Origin of the sequence: Streptococcus mitis (genome assembly GCF_003942775.1) — a bacterium.
GTDB classification, from domain to species: Bacteria; Bacillota; Bacilli; order Lactobacillales; family Streptococcaceae; genus Streptococcus; species Streptococcus mitis_CN.
The window spans coordinates 92,271-107,114 of sequence record NZ_RJNX01000003.1 but is presented as its reverse complement, the minus strand read 5'-3'; the positions used below and the strand labels follow the sequence as shown (position 1 = coordinate 107,114).

The window sequence follows — 14,844 nt, the reverse complement described above, 5'->3', positions numbered from 1 at the left end:
TTCTATCTAATTTTTATGCTTGTGGTTTGCGTAGGTAACCATAGACCACACCACTTACAATTGCTCCTACCAAGACAGAAACGAGGTAAAGGAGAGCATTTGAAGTAAGGGCGATAACGAAGATTCCTCCGTGTGGTGCCATGAGTTTGATACCAGTAAGACCAACGAGGCCACCTGCTACTGCTGAACCAAGGATGAAGCTTGGGATCGCACGAGCTGGGTCAGCGGCACCAAATGGGATCGCTCCTTCAGTGATAAATGACAAGCCCATGATGATGTTTGTCAAACCAGAGTTGCGTTCTTCCTTAGTAAATTTATCTTTGAAAAGAAGGGTTGCGACAAAGATTGCAAGTGGTGGTACCATTCCTCCAGCCATAACTGCTGCCATAGCTACAGAACCGCCTGAAGAAACAGTCGCTGCAAGTGTACCTGTACCAAAGACATAAGCCGCTTTGTTAACTGGTCCACCCATATCGACAGCCATCATTCCACCAAGGACGATACCAAGAAGGACAGCTGAACCTCCTCCAAGACTGCCTAGAAAGTCATTCATAGCAGTGTTGATTGCTGCCATTGGGATGTTAACAGCTAGCATGACAAATCCAGTCAAGATTGTCCCAAGAAGTGGCAAGAGAAGGATTGATTTAGCACCTTCAAGTGAACGAGGAACTTTAACGTATTTCTTGATGGCAAGAACCAAGGCACCTGCGATAAATCCACCCACAAGGGCACCTAGGAAACCAGATGAGACACCTGCAAGAGTTGACGTTGCTTCACCACCTGCGGCATAAGGAATTTTACCAAAGGCAAAACCTTCTTTGGCAATAGCACCAGCCACGAAACCTGCTACCAAACCTGGTTTTTCAGCGATAGAGTAGGCAACATAACCTGCAAAGACTGGGAGCATCAAGCCAAAGGCTGCACCACCAATTTTCATGAACATAGAAGCTAGCTCATGGTAGGAACCAAGATTGCCAAGGTTTTCATTTGGAACACCCAAAGCACCGTCAATCAAGAAGGCAAGGGCAATCATGATACCACCGCCGATAACAAATGGCAACATTTGAGATACACCACTCATCAAGTGTTTGTAGAAGGCACCACCAAGGCTTTGTTTTTCGTTAGAGGCTGTTGCAGCTTTTGCACCATTAGCGGCACGATAGACTTCAGCATCTCCTGAAAGAGCCAAGTTAATTAACTCTTCTGTCTTACGGATACCGTCAGCAACTGGACGATTGATCAATGGTTTTCCATCAAATCGATCCATTTCAACAGCCTTGTCTGCTGCGATGATCACAGCTTTAGCCTTACGAATGTCTTCCGCAGTTAGTTGGTTACCAACACCGCTAGCACCGTTGGTTTCGACCTTAATTCCAACCCCCATTTCAGCAGCCACTTTTTGAAGGGCTTCTTGGGCCATATAAGTGTGGGCGATACCTGTTGTACAAGCTGTAACAGCAACGATAAAGTCACCAGAGTCATTGGTAGGTGCTTGAACTGCCTCCTCAGCTTTTTCTGAAGCTTGATTAAAAAGTTCGATAACTTGGTCAGCTGATGTTGCTTGACGAAGTTTGTCAGCAAAACCGTCTTTCATCAAGTATTGAGACAATTCTGCCAAGGCTGCTAAGTGAGTATCATTGGCACCTTCTGGAGCTGCAATCATAAAGAAAAGGTCAGTTGGTTGCCCATCCAAGCTCTCGTAGTCAACACCCTTGTTTGACTTGGCAAAGAGAACTGTCGCTTCTTTTACAGCAGCATTTTTGCTGTGAGGCATTGCGATTCCATCACCCAAACCTGTAGAGGTCAGAGCTTCACGCGCCAAAATTCCTTCTTTAAATGTTTCAAAATCTGTTACATAACCGTGGTCTGTCAAACTTTTAATCATCTCGTCGATGACAGCTGTTTTTTCAGTTGCCTGCAAATCCAGCAACATGACATCTTTTCTCAATAGGTCTTGAATTTTCATCTTTTTTCTACCTCAACTTTTTCATATGTTTCTTTAATAAATTCTGCTGTTGCCAAGTCATCTGAGAAGGTGGTTGCCGTTCCGCAAGCCACTCCCCATTTGAAGCCTTCTACTGCGTCTTTTGATTTGACAAATTCACCTGTGAATCCAGCGACCATAGAATCACCAGCCCCAACTGAATTTTTGACTGTCCCCTTGATTGGTTTAGCAAAGTAAGCTCCCTCAGATGTGACAAGAAGGGCACCATCACCAGCCATAGAGATAATCACATTTTGAGCACCTTTAGCCAGTAACTCTCGCGCGTATTTCTCAATTTCATCTAAACTGTCTAGTTTAACCCCAAAAATCGCTCCAAGTTCATGATTGTTTGGTTTAACCAAAAGTGGCTGGTAGTCCAAACTATCAATCAAAGTCTGTCCTTCAAAGTCACAAACCACTTGCGCACCAGTCTGGCGCGTCAAGGCAATTAGATCCTTGTAGATAACATTACCTAGATTCTTAGCACTTGAACCTGCAAAGACAACCGTATCTTCTGCTGTCAGACTTGAAAGAATGGCTTTTAACTCTTCAAGTTGTTCGGGCTCAACAGTTGGACCCGTTCCGTTGATTTCTGTTTCTTGGTCTGCTTTGATTTTAACATTGATACGAGTATCTTCTGCCACTTGAACAAAACGTGTCTCGATTTCTTCATCAGCCAAAGTATCTGTGATAAATTTACCAGTAAAGCCTCCGATAAATCCCGTCGCTGTATTTGGAATATCTAAGCGCTTCAAAACACGACTGACATTGATTCCTTTCCCACCAGCAAACTTATCATCACTGTCCATACGATTGACACTACCGACTTGAACTTGGTCCAAACGAACGATATAATCAATGGATGGATTGAGTGTGACTGTATAAATCATACTTCTATTACCTCCGTTTTCTCCTTAATAACCTGCAAGAGCTCATGCCCTTGACTTGTGATAACAATAGCTCGTTTGAGTGGTGCTACCTTGGCAAAGCAAGTTTGCCCAATTTTAGACGAATCCACCAAGACATAGGTCTGTTTGGCGTTTTCCAAAATAGCACGCTTCACAGCTCCCTCCTCCATATCAGGAGTCGTATAATAACTATCGTCCACACCATTCATCCCGATAAAGGCACGGTCAAAGTGCAATTGGTTAATCTGGTTAAGAGCAACGCCCCCGATACTAGCATCTGTCGCCATCTTGACACTTCCTCCAACCATGACAGTCGGAATCTGCTTTTCAACCAACTGAGCAGCATGGTGAATCGAGTTGGTTACTACAGTAATATTCTTATTGACCAATTCATGAATCAAAAAAGCAGTTGTTGTTCCTGCATCGATAAAGATGACATCTTGTTCCTTGATGAGAGAGGCTGCTTTCTGAGCCAACAACTTCTTCTCTTGAAGGTTTTTGACAGATTTTTCTTGAATGGTTTCTTCTTCCTGCAAGGAATGGGGCAATTCTGCTCCACCATGCACACGACGAAGCTTGTTTTCCGCTTCCAACTCATCCAAGTCTCTTCGAACCGTTGATTCTGAGGTCTCTAGCAAACTAACTAATTTTTCTAGAGAAACTACATGATGTTGATTTAACTCCTCTAAAATCAGTTGCTTCCGCTCTGTTTTTAACACCGAATCACCTCCTGTTATCGTTTACACTATTCATTCTATCACACTTTATTTAAAAGTCAAGCATTTTTTATCATTTTCTTTCAAAATCTATCATTTTTCTTATTTCTAGAATTTTTATTGCAAGATAAGGGCCTTTATGGTAGACTATTTGAGTAAGTATTGGAAGATTACTCAAGAGGCTTAAGAGGCCGTGTTGGAAACGCGGTAGGCGTGTAACAGCGTGCGTGGGTTCGAATCCCATGTCTTCCGTGGAAAAGAACAATTATTTTGGGGGATGCGACAAATGTTGTATCTTTTTTGCTAATAAAACGAAATAAAGCAAGTAGCTATTATAAACTACTTGCTTTACTTTTTAAACTAATTATCAGATACTACTTTTATCTTTTTTATCTGAGGATTTGTCTGTTGAGTTGTCTGTCGATTTATCACTGGATTTGCCTTTGTCGTTAGATTTTGAAACATTACTTCGGACAACAGTATCATAACCTTCTGTATTATCAATTAACTCAGTCGCTAGAGTACGATAATCCTCTTGAGAGATAAGCCAGTTGCCATCCTTATCTTTGGTTAATTTGATTTCAGTATCAAAATCTCCAGTAGTAAATGGTGTATACGCTAAGTTAGGGTCAACATCGTTATAGATAGTAAAATCATGCCTAAACAGATGCTCAAAAATCCAGTATGAAATTAATGTTTGGTATCGTTTAATATCAACATTTGATCCCGCAGTATTGTACTTACCTAAGTTGTCAATCCCTCCAATTAGAGTAGTTAAAACGTCTCTTGTTGAAGAAGCCAAGCCCTTAGAATGCAACTTTTTAGATGTAAAAGTTACAGTAGCTGAACTCCCTGATTCGTCTAACTTAACATCCTTAATAGAGTAAGAACCAATCTCTTGGAACATTTTTCGTCTTACTTTTAAGAAACCAGTAATTGTTTCTTCTGGTGTTTCAATAGGGAAATCAGCATGCCATTGAACAGAATAGGTAGAGGCTGGTGTAAGACCATCATCTTTTACCTTTTCACTAGTTTGAACCGCAAATACTGCATCAGTCCATTTTTCATAGGTTTCGCCGTAAATCTTTTTAAACTTAGCAATATCAGTAGTCAAAACTGCATCTAATAAAGTTTCAGCATCTTTTGTAACTTTTTCTTTGACTGATTCTTCTTTCTTATCAGTTTGTTCGGTTTTGTCAGAATTCGACCCTGACTGACTCGGAAGTGAAGAACAAGCACCTAAGACAACTGCTGAGAGCGCTAAAATACTTAGCAACTTAACTTTTTTCATAATACACCTCTTTATAAAATTTACTCTTGGAAAAAGTCCCTAAGAGTGTTTCTTTAGAAAATCTCAAGATTATTCTAACGGAGAATGAGGGATTCGAACCCTCGCGCCAGTTACCCGACCTAACGATTTAGCAAACCGTCCTCTTCAGCCTCTTGAGTAATTCTCCAAAAATAAAAATACTAGAACGATTGGATTTATCAAACCTAACATCACGAATAAACATCATTTTTTGTTTATTTAATTGTTTACTGCTTACCATCGTACTCAATTATAACCCATGTTCAAATTCAAGAATCATCTCAAAAACTATATTACATAGCCTCTTTTTCTGGAAAATTGTTCTTTTTGAAAATCAAACACAACATTACAATAAACCCACAATATACAATCATTATATCATTCAGGGAGATAAAAATCGGTATATTTTTTAATTTGTTATGTCTAATTTTTGAACGTTAAGTTCATTTTTTTAGTTTTTATAAAGAACTTCAAAATAAAAAACGTTGATTTAACAACGTTTTACCAAGGAATGCAAAAGAATGCAAAGGAATAATGGAGCCGGTGGGAGTCGAACCCACGTCCAAACACCTGCCAACATATTTGTCTACAACCATAGGTTATGTATTATTTTAACAGTCCCTCGACACATAACTCAAGCCTAGAAACTGCGAGTCTATCAATCTCTTATCAAGCCGCTAGACGAGACTTGATCGTATCTCGCTAATAATAAGACCTGTCATTGAACACGAGCAATCCAAATCGGGTCACGCCTGCTGGTGTTTAGGCAGCTAGAGCGTAAGAAGTGTTATTTTTTGCAGTTATATTTAACTGGCATTTTTACATCTGCCGATGAGTCGCAAAATATGCCTCATAATGCCTGTCGAATCCGTAACGACCCCAAAAGACAATAAGACCATTATACCTTATCTAACACAAAAATGCAAAAAGGAAATCAACTAACTACAAAAGATAGTCTTTCAAGGCTTTTGTCAAAACCTGATAACCAGTAACATTGAGATGCAGTCCATCAGTTGTATATTCTTTTTTGAGTTGACCTTCTTGGTCTGTCAAACTATCAAAAACTGGCACAAATTCTACCTGCATATAGGCAGAAGCAAGCTCTTGATAGGCTTGATTCCATTTCTGAATTTTTTCATTCGTGCGGATATAGACTGTCTGCTTGTACTCCTCTCCCTCATTGACTGGCAAAATAGAAAGCAATTTCATCTCTGTCAATGGATAATCGCGAGCAATGGATTGTATGATAGCTTCGATATTATTGAGAGCCTCATTCACAGGCACATCTTTTCCAATATCATTTGTCCCAATCAAAAGGACAATTTTATCTACTGCTCCACCGTACAGATGCGCATCTAGATTTTCTAATAACAGCCCTGTCTGATAACCTCGAATGCCTCGATTGACAATTGTCTTCGAAATCCCAAATAATTCCTGTAGAGGATAATATTCGACAATGGAATCCCCAATAAAAAGAATATCTGGCTCTACAACAGAAACTTGATTTAAGTGACGATACTTGGTTTGGATTTTTTCTTGTTCCTTTAGTAACCAATTTTCTAATAACTGTACTGCCACTTCATTCTCCTTTTTCTAACCAGTTTTCCAAGACTTGGTAAACTCCTCCTTGGCTGTTAGCTGGTGCTAGAGCAGTCGCCACAGCTTTGGCTTTCTCATCAGCATTTTCCATCGCATAGGCAATTCCAGCCATTTCAAGCATTTCAACATCATTTTCACTGTCACCAAAAGCCATGATTTGTTGGGGGTTCAAGTCCCAGCGCTTGAGTAATTCTTCCAAGCCCCACGCTTTATGAATCCCAGCTTGGAGGATATCAATGCAACCATAGCCACTCGATACAGCCCGAACACGGCCATCAAAGAGGTCATTGATTTCTTCTAAAACAGAACTCAAACGTTCCTCACCAACAACCATACTCATCTTGAGCACACCACCAAAGAGGTCGGAGGTTAATTCATCCACAAATTGCATCCGTTGGTAGAATTTTTCAATCATTTCTGGAGTCATAAAACTTTCAAGATCTGTAAAAATCGTACCTTCTTTGACGAAACCACCCTTCATCCCCGTTACAACAAACTGGTCCTGACACGCTCGACCCTTGAAATGAGCCAAAGCCTTATCGACAATGGCATCATCCCAAGTCTGAGCCTGAATCAGTTCATTGTTTTCAAAAATACGAGCACCGTTTGCAACAACCAGAACAACTCGATCAACCAAGTGCTCCAGTAGTTGCCTCATGCGGTGAATTTCATTGCCCGTCGCGATGACAAAACGAATACCCCTTTGATCCAACTGATCTAAAATCTTTTCCAAGCGTGGGAGATCAAGCTGGCCTCTAGCATCCAGCAAGGTCCCGTCCATATCTGTTGCAATTACCTTAATCGTCATTTACTTCCCTCTGGATTCAAGCTAATCCCACTTCAATCCCACATGTTCGTTCATTTCTTTATAGGCTGTATCAATTCGTTCCTTAGTCGCTTCATCTAACTGGTCACGATGACTACCACCCTCGATAAAATCTTCTAAGATATAGGTTTGGTAAAGGAAGAGTGGATAACCTTCTGGAGAATAGGTTCCTTTTGGTGTACGGTTTACCCAAGAAGGATGCGCTTTTGCAGTTTCGATTGTCGTCTTACCGGCTTTTTTCTTAATAGTCACATCCATGAGCACGCCGCGCTCTGTCCACTTAGCATTCTCTTCATCTTGCATGGTTTCAATTCGTTGATTGGAAATGAAGTTCCCCATTGAATAGATAATGAGTTTCTTGTCCCCATCTTTTTCAACCGTTTCAGATGGTTCAACTACGTGAGGGTGCCCTCCAAAGATAATATCCGCTCCCCAATCGATCATCTTGTGGTAAAGAGCCTTTTGTTCTTCAGTTGGTTCCAAGCGATACTCCACACCCATCTGAGGCATGATAATGGTAATATCTGCTTCCTTCTCTGCTCGTTCAATTTCAGCCTTCATCTTGTCTTCATTTAGGTCTGAAAGATAGCGGTTATAGTCTTCTTGAGAAATACTTTGCTCAATTCCATTAAAACCATAAGAATAGGCCAAAAGTGCAACCTTGATGCCGTTCACTTCCTTGATAACCAGTGGAGCTTGATCACGTGACTCATGCGTATACACTCCAATAGGTGTCATTCCTGCCTTCTCAATAGCATCTGCTGTTGAAACCACACCTTCTATTTGTGAATCTAGGATATGGTTATGTGCCAAATCTAGCACTTGATAACCGGCATCCTTGATAGCATCCATGACTTCTCCAGGTGCATTAAAGAGAGGATAACCTGCCAAATAGTGGTCCTTGTTCACAGTACCTTCAAAATCACCTATAATCAAGTCTGCTTGTTTGAGCCATGGTTTCACATAATCAAAATTTTCATGAAAATCATAGGTTCCATCTTCTTTTAAAGCAGAACGATAGATGGGAATATGATAGAGGAGGTCCCCGTTGGCCATAATTCTAGCAGTTTTTTCCTCTTCTTGATCTTTAGCATTTTGATTCGTCTTATTTGCTTCTTGAGAAATGGCATCCTTTTTTTGACTGGTTAAAGGGATTCCTTGGAAACTTTCAAACAACAAGACCAAGCCCATTGATAAAGCAACTGCTAGCAAGAGTATAGCCACAAATCCCTTATTACTCCACTTGCGATAACTCCTAAAAAAGTTTACAAAACCCCTCATAAAACGAAAAACTGGTCCACGTTTATGTCTATCTTGTCTTCTTTGCATCTTTATTCTCCCCACTTTCTAATGCAAGCCTTTTCTTTTTATTATATCATAGATAAGTAATTCTTTCACAATTGAATCGAACCTAGTAGGCATTTTCTATAAAAGCTCGATGCCATAATGCTTTCATTCCTTGTCATTTTGTGATATCATGTAGAAGTAATGAAAGGAGAGAAAATGTCTGCTATAGAACGTATTACAAAAGCTGCTCACTTAATTGATATGAACGATATTATCCGCGAAGGGAATCCTACTCTACGCGCGGTTGCTGAGGAAGTTACTTTCCCCTTGTCTGACCAGGAAATCATCCTTGGAGAAAAGATGATGCAATTCCTTAAACATTCCCAAGATCCTGTAATGGCTGAAAAAATGGGACTCCGCGGTGGGGTTGGACTTGCTGCTCCTCAATTAGATATCTCAAAACGTATTATCGCTGTTTTGGTGCCAAACATTGTCGAAGAAGGCGAAACTCCACAGGAAGCTTACGACTTGCAAGCTATTATGTACAATCCAAAAATCGTCTCTCACTCTGTTCAAGACGCTGCTCTTGGCGAAGGAGAAGGGTGCCTTTCTGTTGACCGCAACGTACCTGGCTATGTTGTTCGCCATGCCCGCGTTACTGTTGACTACTTTGACAAGGATGGAGAAAAACACCGTATCAAACTCAAAGGCTACAACTCCATCGTTGTTCAGCATGAAATTGACCACATCAACGGCATCATGTTTTACGATCGCATCAATGAAAAAGACCCATTTGAAGTTAAAGATGGTTTACTAATTCTAGAATAAAGAAAATCCCGTTGCAAGACGGGGTTTTGTGTTATAATAGAGGCATGAAAACAAATGATATTGTCTATGGCGTCCACGCCGTTACCGAAGCCCTCCTTGCAAACACAGGAAACAAACTTTACCTCCAAGAAGATCTCCGAGGTAAGAATGTTGAGAAAGTCAAGGAACTAGCTACAGAAAAGAAGGTCTCCATTTCTTGGACCTCAAAAAAATCCCTCTCTGAGATGACTGAAGGTGCTGTCCACCAAGGTTTTGTTCTACGAGTGTCCGAATTTGCCTATAGTGAGCTGGACCAAATCCTTGCCAAAACACGCCAAGAAGAAAATCCTTTGCTATTAATTCTGGACGGGTTAACCGACCCTCACAACTTAGGTTCCATCTTAAGAACAGCCGATGCGACCAACGTTTCAGGTGTCATCATTCCCAAACATCGTGCTGTCGGTGTTACTCCTGTCGTTGCCAAAACGGCCACAGGTGCTATTGAACACGTTCCAATCGCTCGAGTGACCAATCTGAGCCAAACTATGGACAAACTCAAGGATGAAGGATTCTGGACCTTTGGAACGGATATGAATGGTACTCCTTGCCATAAGTGGAATACAAAAGGGAAAATCGCCCTCATCATCGGAAATGAAGGAAAAGGCATCTCTAGCAACATCAAAAAACAGGTAGATGAAATGATTACCATTCCTATGAATGGACATGTTCAAAGCCTTAATGCCAGTGTTGCTGCAGCCATTCTCATGTACGAAGTTTTCCGAAATAGACTATAAAAAAGTTTCCAGTCATCTGATTGGAAACTTTTTTATGATTATACTCAATGAAAATCAAAGAGCAAACTAGGAAGCTAGCTGTAGACAGCTCAAAACACTGTTTTGAGGTTGTGGATAGAACTGATGAAGTCAGTACCCATACCTACGGTAAAGCGAAGCTGACGTGGTTTGAAGAGATTTTCGAAGTGTATTAACTATGTTCGGTGATAAACTTGTAAGCTTCTTGACCAGCAATAGCCCCATCTCCAACTGCTGTTGTTACTTGGCGAAGGTCTTTCAAGCGAACATCTCCAACGGCAAAGATACCATCAACTGCAGTTTTCATGTGGTTATCTGTCACAATCCAGCCAGCCTGATCTTGGATATTCAATTCTTTAACAAAATCGCTAAGAGGGTCCAATCCAACATAGATAAAGACACCACCGAAGGCTTGTTCTGTCACTTGACCTGTTTTTACATTTTCAAATACGACAGATTCTACTCGGTTTTCACCCTTGATTTCCTTCACTACAGAATCCCAGATAAAGCTGATTTTCTCATTCGCAAAGGCGCGGTCTTGTAAAACTTTTTGGGCACGAAGTTGGTCACGACGGTGAACAATGGTAACAGTCTTAGCAAAACGAGTCAAGAAGAGGGCTTCTTCAACAGCTGAATCTCCACCACCCACTACTAACAAATCTTGGTCACGGAAGAAAGCACCATCACACACCGCACAGTAAGAAACACCACGACTGTTCAGTTCTTCTTCTCCAGGTACTCCCAAAGGACGGTGTTTAGAACCAGTTGCTACGATAACTGTACGTGTTTCATATGTTTGGTCATCAGTAATCACTTTCTTAAAAGAACCATGGTCTTCGACATTTTCAACATGGCCATAAATGTGCTCAACACCAAGATTTTCAAGCGGTTCAAACATTTTTTCTGCCAATTCTGGCCCACTAATATTAGCATATCCTGGGTAATTTTCGATATCAGAGGTATTATTCATCTGACCACCTGGCAGACCGCCTTCAATCAAGGCTACTTTCAAATTGCTTCGAGCAGCATACAAGGCCGCAGTCATCCCTGCAGGTCCAGCACCGATAATAATAGTATCGTACATATAGTTTCCTTCTTTCTTGTTGTAACTATATTTATTCTAACTCTTTCTTGTCAATCATGCAAGGATTATGCCTTGAAAACAAGAATTAAACTCATAACCGCAAAGGATAATACTGGAATAACCAAAACCCCAATCATAATCATATCATAGAGATGGGCTTGGCGAGCCTTGGCTGTCTTATCAACTCCCGACATGGCTCTCAGTCCAATCCAAATCCCTAAAAAAATCAGGACTAGGATGGTGGTCAAGATTAAACTCTCGAAATATAAAGAAAATAGTTGCAGTAGCATGATTTCTCTCATTTCTATCTTTTTTAAAGAGTAAACTCAGCTAGTCCAGCTAACTGAGTTTTCCTTTATCTATTATATCAAATATAAGTCCGTTTGTAACTAGCGAAGAATTCTTTTGTCCGCTCTTCTTTAGGATGGTGGATAATCTCATCCGGTGTTCCAGACTCGATGATTTTCCCCTTATCTAAGAAGAGAATCTTATCAGCCACTTGAGCTACAAAGGACATGTCATGACTAACTAAAATCATAGTCTGACCTGACTTAGCAGCATCTGCAATAGACTTCTCTACTTCACCAACCAATTCTGGGTCAAGGGCTGAAGTTGGTTCGTCTAAGAGCAAGACATCTGGTTTCATAGCAAGCGCACGCGCCAAGGCAACCCGTTGCTTCTGTCCACCTGATAAATGACGAGGGTAATGGTTTTCACGGTCAGAAAGCCCAACCTTAGCCAACTCTTCCTTGGCAATCTTAGTCGCTTCTTGGTCAGATAATTTCTTGACAACAACCAAGCCTTCTTTCACATTATCAAGTGCTGTGCGGCGTTCAAACAAATTAAACTGCTGAAAAACCATAGACAGCTTACGGCGTAGGGCAAGGATTTCTTCTTGAGTGATTTTAGAAAAATCAACTGAGAAATCATCAATCTGAATAGAGCCACTGTCAGGTGTTTCAAGATAATTGAGACTGCGAAGAAAGGTTGATTTTCCAGCTCCTGAAGAACCAATCAAGGCTACAACTTCCCCTTTTTGAATATCCAAGTTCAGATGATCCAAGACAGTCTGTCCTGAAAAGGATTTGCTTAAATTCGAAATCTTAATCATTAACGAAGGTCTCCTTTCACATCTGTTTGCACTGTATCAGGTGCAGAAATAGCCATTTTTCTCTCGATGAAGCGACCGAGACTTTCAATTCCGATATTGACTACCCAATAAACAAGGGCAACGGAGATGAATCGCTCAAAATAGCGATAATCGGCTCCACCCAAAATCTGAGCTTGGGCGAAGACTTCCACAACACCCGCACTAAAAGCTAAAGATGTTCCCTTGGTCAATCCGATTAGAGAATTGATCAAGGTTGGAGTCGCCACAACGGCCGCATTTGGAATAATCACGCGACGATAAACTTGTGCTCGGGTCATACCCAGACTGCGTGCCGCCTCAATCTCACCAGGATTGACTGAGAGAATCGCTGCACGAATGGTTTCACTAGCATAAGCCGCCTCATTAAAAGCAAAAGCAACAATCGCAAAAGCTGCTGCTGGAATCGCATTGATATTGAGACCAGTACCCCATTGCTGATTGAGGGCTTTCAAAGCCAAAGGAATTCCGTAATAGGTTAGCATGAGTTGCACCAAAATCGGTGTCCCCTTTAAGAAACTAACAAAGAAAGCCTGCAAGGGATATAAAATCTTGACACGATTAATTTTCACAATGGCAAAAAGAAGCGCCAAAACCAAGCCAAAAAGGGCACCACCAATTGTCAACATAATCGTTGTTGGAAGTTGTTGGACAATTCTCGGAATTCCATCAAAGACCGAACGCAAGCTAAAAAGCTTGCCATCCGGAATCAATTGCATCAAGTTTTGGTACCAATCTGATGCTAAAATCGTTGTAACATTCATAAAAACATCCTCTCCTGATAATGATTCATTCTACCATACTTCTGCCGTCAATGAAATTATTTGCTACGGTCAGATACAGACTTTGTCTACCTACTAGTTTATCATACTTTGAAACAGGGAGGCTATATATTTTATCTATCAAAGAGATAGATAAAAACTATTTCAATCCCAATTCTTCGTAAGCTTTTCGATAGCCGATTTGCTTAACAGTTCCATTCTCCACTAAAATCGGTCGTTTTAACAACATTCCGTCGCTTGCTAGCAACTCGGCTGCTTCTTGGTTTGACAGGCTTCCTACCTTATCTTTCAGCCCCAATTCACGGTATTTGATTCCACTGGTGTTAAAAAATTGCTTCAACTCAAAACCTGAGGTTTCTATCCAGTTTAAAATGACTTCTTGGCTAGGTGTTTCTTCGACGATATGGACGGCTTTATAGTCCACACCGAGTTGGTTTAATTCTTGTTTTGCTTTTTTACAAGTTGAACATTTTGGGTATTCGATAAATTCTAACATGTCTTTCACTTTCTATTGTTTCTATCTTTAAAATCTGCGCCTTCATGCTCCAAAAGCCAGGCTTTCTTTTCCACTCCTGCAGCATAACCCGTCAGACGCTTGCCTGCTCCCAGCACACGATGACAAGGTACTAGGATAGACCAAGGATTGCGTCCTACCGCTCCGCCAATTGCTTGAGCAGAAGCCACTTGCAGGTCTTGGGCTATTTGTCCATAGGTCACTGTCTGACCATAAGGAATTTCCTGTAAATAGGCCCAAACTCTCTTTTCAAAATCTGTTCCGATTGGAGCCAAGGGCAAGTTGGATAAATCCTGAGACTTGCCTTTAAAGTAAGCATCTAAGCAAGCAATAACTGGGTCTAAAATGGGATGACTAACAACTGCTTCTATCGTCTCATCTCCTAGTCCTCTCTCAAAATGCTTCTGCTCCTGCACCCAAATTCCATACAAATGATAGTCATCAGCTACGAGGGAAAGGGAGCCAATTGGCGAAGAATAGAGTGTTTTTACGTACTTCTTTTGCATTATTTCTTCAATTTTTGATAGGCCAAGCGTTCACCATCAACTGGAACTTTTCCGACCTGTTTAAATCCAAGCTTTTCAAAAATATGTTGCATAACCTTGTTTTCAGCATGCGTATCTGAACGAAAATCAAGATAGTCAAAACCTTCAATCAAGCCCTCTAAGAAGGTTTGAGCAACTCCTTGTCCCTGCACATCTGCAGCCACAGCAATACGGTGAAAGACTAGGTGCTCTGACTCTCCAGCTTGCCATTTTCCTTCATAAATGGCTTCATAGACTGCCTCTGGACTCTTGGTAACAGCTGCATAAGCTAGTAGTTTACCCTCTTCCAAGGCTACATAGGCTTGACCTGAGATAATATCTTCAATAATAATATCAGCATTTGGATAGCCATTTTGCCACTGGTCACTACCAGCATCTGCTAAACATTTTTTAGCATCCTCCATCACCTGCATGATGGCATCTACTTCATTTGGAAAAGCTAAACGAATTTCCATCTTTTCTCCTCTTTTCTGACTAGTTTCTCCCATCATAGCATAATTTAAGCCTTTTCACAAGCAGTTAAA

The 14,844-nt window shown here is 40.9% G+C and carries 16 protein-coding genes, 2 tRNA genes and 1 other RNA gene; 3 read left to right on the top strand and 16 right to left on the bottom strand.

Annotated elements, in window-relative coordinates; genetic code table 11:
* Positions 1–13 precede the first annotated feature (13 nt).
* From D8848_RS05020 to D8848_RS05010, 3 genes are read right to left on the bottom strand one after another with little or no spacing between them, the layout of a single operon-like run.
* On the bottom strand, positions 14–1,966 hold the full coding sequence (locus tag D8848_RS05020; RefSeq protein ID WP_125443065.1) for a PTS fructose transporter subunit IIABC: 1,953 nt from the start codon (positions 1,964–1,966) through the stop codon (positions 14–16).
* Positions 1,963–2,874: a 1-phosphofructokinase gene (gene pfkB / locus D8848_RS05015; RefSeq protein WP_125443064.1), complete on the bottom strand. Its 912-nt coding sequence runs from the start codon at positions 2,872–2,874 to the stop codon at positions 1,963–1,965. The genes D8848_RS05020 and pfkB overlap by 4 nt, the downstream gene beginning before the upstream one ends.
* Complete coding sequence (locus D8848_RS05010; RefSeq protein ID WP_125416655.1) at positions 2,871–3,611, bottom strand: DeoR/GlpR family DNA-binding transcription regulator; 741 nt, start codon at positions 3,609–3,611, stop codon at positions 2,871–2,873. Before D8848_RS05010 ends, pfkB begins: the two co-directional genes overlap by 4 nt.
* Before the next feature lie 161 nt (positions 3,612–3,772).
* On the opposite strand from D8848_RS05010, the gene D8848_RS05005 reads away from it, so the two are divergent.
* A tRNA-Ser gene (locus tag D8848_RS05005) sits at positions 3,773–3,860 on the top strand.
* Positions 3,861–3,975: 115 nt separating this feature from the next.
* Here the strand turns inward: D8848_RS05005 and D8848_RS05000 are convergent.
* The 6 genes from D8848_RS05000 to D8848_RS04975 all read right to left on the bottom strand — a co-directional run bounded on the left by D8848_RS05000 (position 3,976) and on the right by D8848_RS04975 (position 8,671).
* Positions 3,976–4,899 (bottom strand): hypothetical protein, encoded by a 924-nt coding sequence (locus D8848_RS05000; RefSeq protein WP_125443063.1) that lies wholly within the window; start codon positions 4,897–4,899, stop codon positions 3,976–3,978.
* A gap of 78 nt (positions 4,900–4,977) precedes the next feature.
* A tRNA-Ser gene (locus tag D8848_RS04995) sits at positions 4,978–5,065 on the bottom strand.
* 384 nt (positions 5,066–5,449) lie between these two features.
* Positions 5,450–5,798: a transfer-messenger RNA gene (gene ssrA, locus D8848_RS04990) on the bottom strand.
* A gap of 61 nt (positions 5,799–5,859) precedes the next feature.
* A complete protein-coding gene (locus D8848_RS04985) occupies positions 5,860–6,495 on the bottom strand; it encodes an SGNH/GDSL hydrolase family protein (RefSeq protein ID WP_125443062.1) in 636 nt (211 codons plus the stop codon).
* 1 nt (position 6,496) lies between these two features.
* Entirely contained in the window at positions 6,497–7,324 is an 828-nt protein-coding gene (locus D8848_RS04980; protein WP_125443061.1) for an HAD family hydrolase, read from the bottom strand.
* Between the two features lie 21 nt (positions 7,325–7,345).
* Positions 7,346–8,671 carry a CapA family protein gene (locus D8848_RS04975; RefSeq protein WP_080976377.1) on the bottom strand — a complete coding sequence of 442 codons (1,326 nt, stop codon included), beginning with the start codon at positions 8,669–8,671 and terminating at the stop codon, positions 7,346–7,348.
* A gap of 174 nt (positions 8,672–8,845) precedes the next feature.
* On the opposite strand from D8848_RS04975, the gene def reads away from it, so the two are divergent.
* Together def and rlmB are read left to right on the top strand one after the other, a co-directional pair.
* Positions 8,846–9,457: a peptide deformylase gene (gene def, locus D8848_RS04970; protein WP_045611905.1), complete on the top strand. Its 612-nt coding sequence runs from the start codon at positions 8,846–8,848 to the stop codon at positions 9,455–9,457.
* Positions 9,458–9,501: 44 nt separating this feature from the next.
* A complete protein-coding gene (rlmB, locus tag D8848_RS04965) occupies positions 9,502–10,230 on the top strand; it encodes a 23S rRNA (guanosine(2251)-2'-O)-methyltransferase RlmB (RefSeq protein ID WP_125443060.1) in 729 nt (242 codons plus the stop codon).
* A gap of 190 nt (positions 10,231–10,420) precedes the next feature.
* Here rlmB and trxB read toward each other — a convergent pair whose 3' ends face one another.
* The 7 genes from trxB to D8848_RS04925 all read right to left on the bottom strand — a co-directional run bounded on the left by trxB (position 10,421) and on the right by D8848_RS04925 (position 14,775).
* Positions 10,421–11,332 (bottom strand): thioredoxin-disulfide reductase, encoded by a 912-nt coding sequence (gene trxB, locus D8848_RS04955; protein ID WP_125443059.1) that lies wholly within the window; start codon positions 11,330–11,332, stop codon positions 10,421–10,423.
* Positions 11,333–11,397: 65 nt separating this feature from the next.
* On the bottom strand, positions 11,398–11,622 hold the full coding sequence (locus D8848_RS04950) for a DUF4059 family protein (protein ID WP_038806263.1): 225 nt from the start codon (positions 11,620–11,622) through the stop codon (positions 11,398–11,400).
* 77 nt (positions 11,623–11,699) lie between these two features.
* Complete coding sequence (locus D8848_RS04945; RefSeq protein ID WP_000590982.1) at positions 11,700–12,443, bottom strand: amino acid ABC transporter ATP-binding protein; 744 nt, start codon at positions 12,441–12,443, stop codon at positions 11,700–11,702.
* Positions 12,443–13,243 (bottom strand): amino acid ABC transporter permease, encoded by an 801-nt coding sequence (locus D8848_RS04940; protein ID WP_001103449.1) that lies wholly within the window; start codon positions 13,241–13,243, stop codon positions 12,443–12,445. The genes D8848_RS04945 and D8848_RS04940 overlap by 1 nt, the downstream gene beginning before the upstream one ends.
* 157 nt (positions 13,244–13,400) lie before the next feature.
* On the bottom strand, positions 13,401–13,757 hold the full coding sequence (locus D8848_RS04935) for an arsenate reductase family protein (protein WP_060627960.1): 357 nt from the start codon (positions 13,755–13,757) through the stop codon (positions 13,401–13,403).
* 5 nt (positions 13,758–13,762) lie between these two features.
* Positions 13,763–14,281: a methylated-DNA--[protein]-cysteine S-methyltransferase gene (locus tag D8848_RS04930; RefSeq protein WP_125443058.1), complete on the bottom strand. Its 519-nt coding sequence runs from the start codon at positions 14,279–14,281 to the stop codon at positions 13,763–13,765.
* On the bottom strand, positions 14,281–14,775 hold the full coding sequence (locus D8848_RS04925) for a GNAT family N-acetyltransferase (RefSeq protein WP_060627956.1): 495 nt from the start codon (positions 14,773–14,775) through the stop codon (positions 14,281–14,283). Before D8848_RS04925 ends, D8848_RS04930 begins: the two co-directional genes overlap by 1 nt.
* Positions 14,776–14,844: the final 69 nt, after the last annotated feature.

Excerpts from the sequence above, each read along its gene's own strand:
- pfkB (WP_125443064.1), bottom strand. The coding sequence starts at position 2,874 with ATGATTTATACAGTCACACTCAATCCATCCATTGATTATATCGTTCGT.
- D8848_RS05000 (WP_125443063.1), bottom strand. The coding sequence starts at position 4,899 with ATGAAAAAAGTTAAGTTGCTAAGTATTTTAGCGCTCTCAGCAGTTGTC.
- D8848_RS04980 (WP_125443061.1), bottom strand. The coding sequence starts at position 7,324 with ATGACGATTAAGGTAATTGCAACAGATATGGACGGGACCTTGCTGGAT.
- D8848_RS04940 (WP_001103449.1), bottom strand. The coding sequence starts at position 13,243 with ATGAATGTTACAACGATTTTAGCATCAGATTGGTACCAAAACTTGATG.
- def (WP_045611905.1), top strand. The coding sequence starts at position 8,846 with ATGTCTGCTATAGAACGTATTACAAAAGCTGCTCACTTAATTGATATG.
- D8848_RS04975 (WP_080976377.1), bottom strand. The coding sequence starts at position 8,671 with ATGCAAAGAAGACAAGATAGACATAAACGTGGACCAGTTTTTCGTTTT.
- D8848_RS04930 (WP_125443058.1), bottom strand. The coding sequence starts at position 14,281 with ATGCAAAAGAAGTACGTAAAAACACTCTATTCTTCGCCAATTGGCTCC.
- rlmB (WP_125443060.1), top strand. The coding sequence starts at position 9,502 with ATGAAAACAAATGATATTGTCTATGGCGTCCACGCCGTTACCGAAGCC.
- D8848_RS04950 (WP_038806263.1), bottom strand. The coding sequence starts at position 11,622 with ATGCTACTGCAACTATTTTCTTTATATTTCGAGAGTTTAATCTTGACC.
- trxB (WP_125443059.1), bottom strand. The coding sequence starts at position 11,332 with ATGTACGATACTATTATTATCGGTGCTGGACCTGCAGGGATGACTGCG.
- D8848_RS04925 (WP_060627956.1), bottom strand. The coding sequence starts at position 14,775 with ATGGAAATTCGTTTAGCTTTTCCAAATGAAGTAGATGCCATCATGCAG.
- D8848_RS04935 (WP_060627960.1), bottom strand. The coding sequence starts at position 13,757 with ATGTTAGAATTTATCGAATACCCAAAATGTTCAACTTGTAAAAAAGCA.
- D8848_RS04945 (WP_000590982.1), bottom strand. The coding sequence starts at position 12,443 with ATGATTAAGATTTCGAATTTAAGCAAATCCTTTTCAGGACAGACTGTC.
- D8848_RS05020 (WP_125443065.1), bottom strand. The coding sequence starts at position 1,966 with ATGAAAATTCAAGACCTATTGAGAAAAGATGTCATGTTGCTGGATTTG.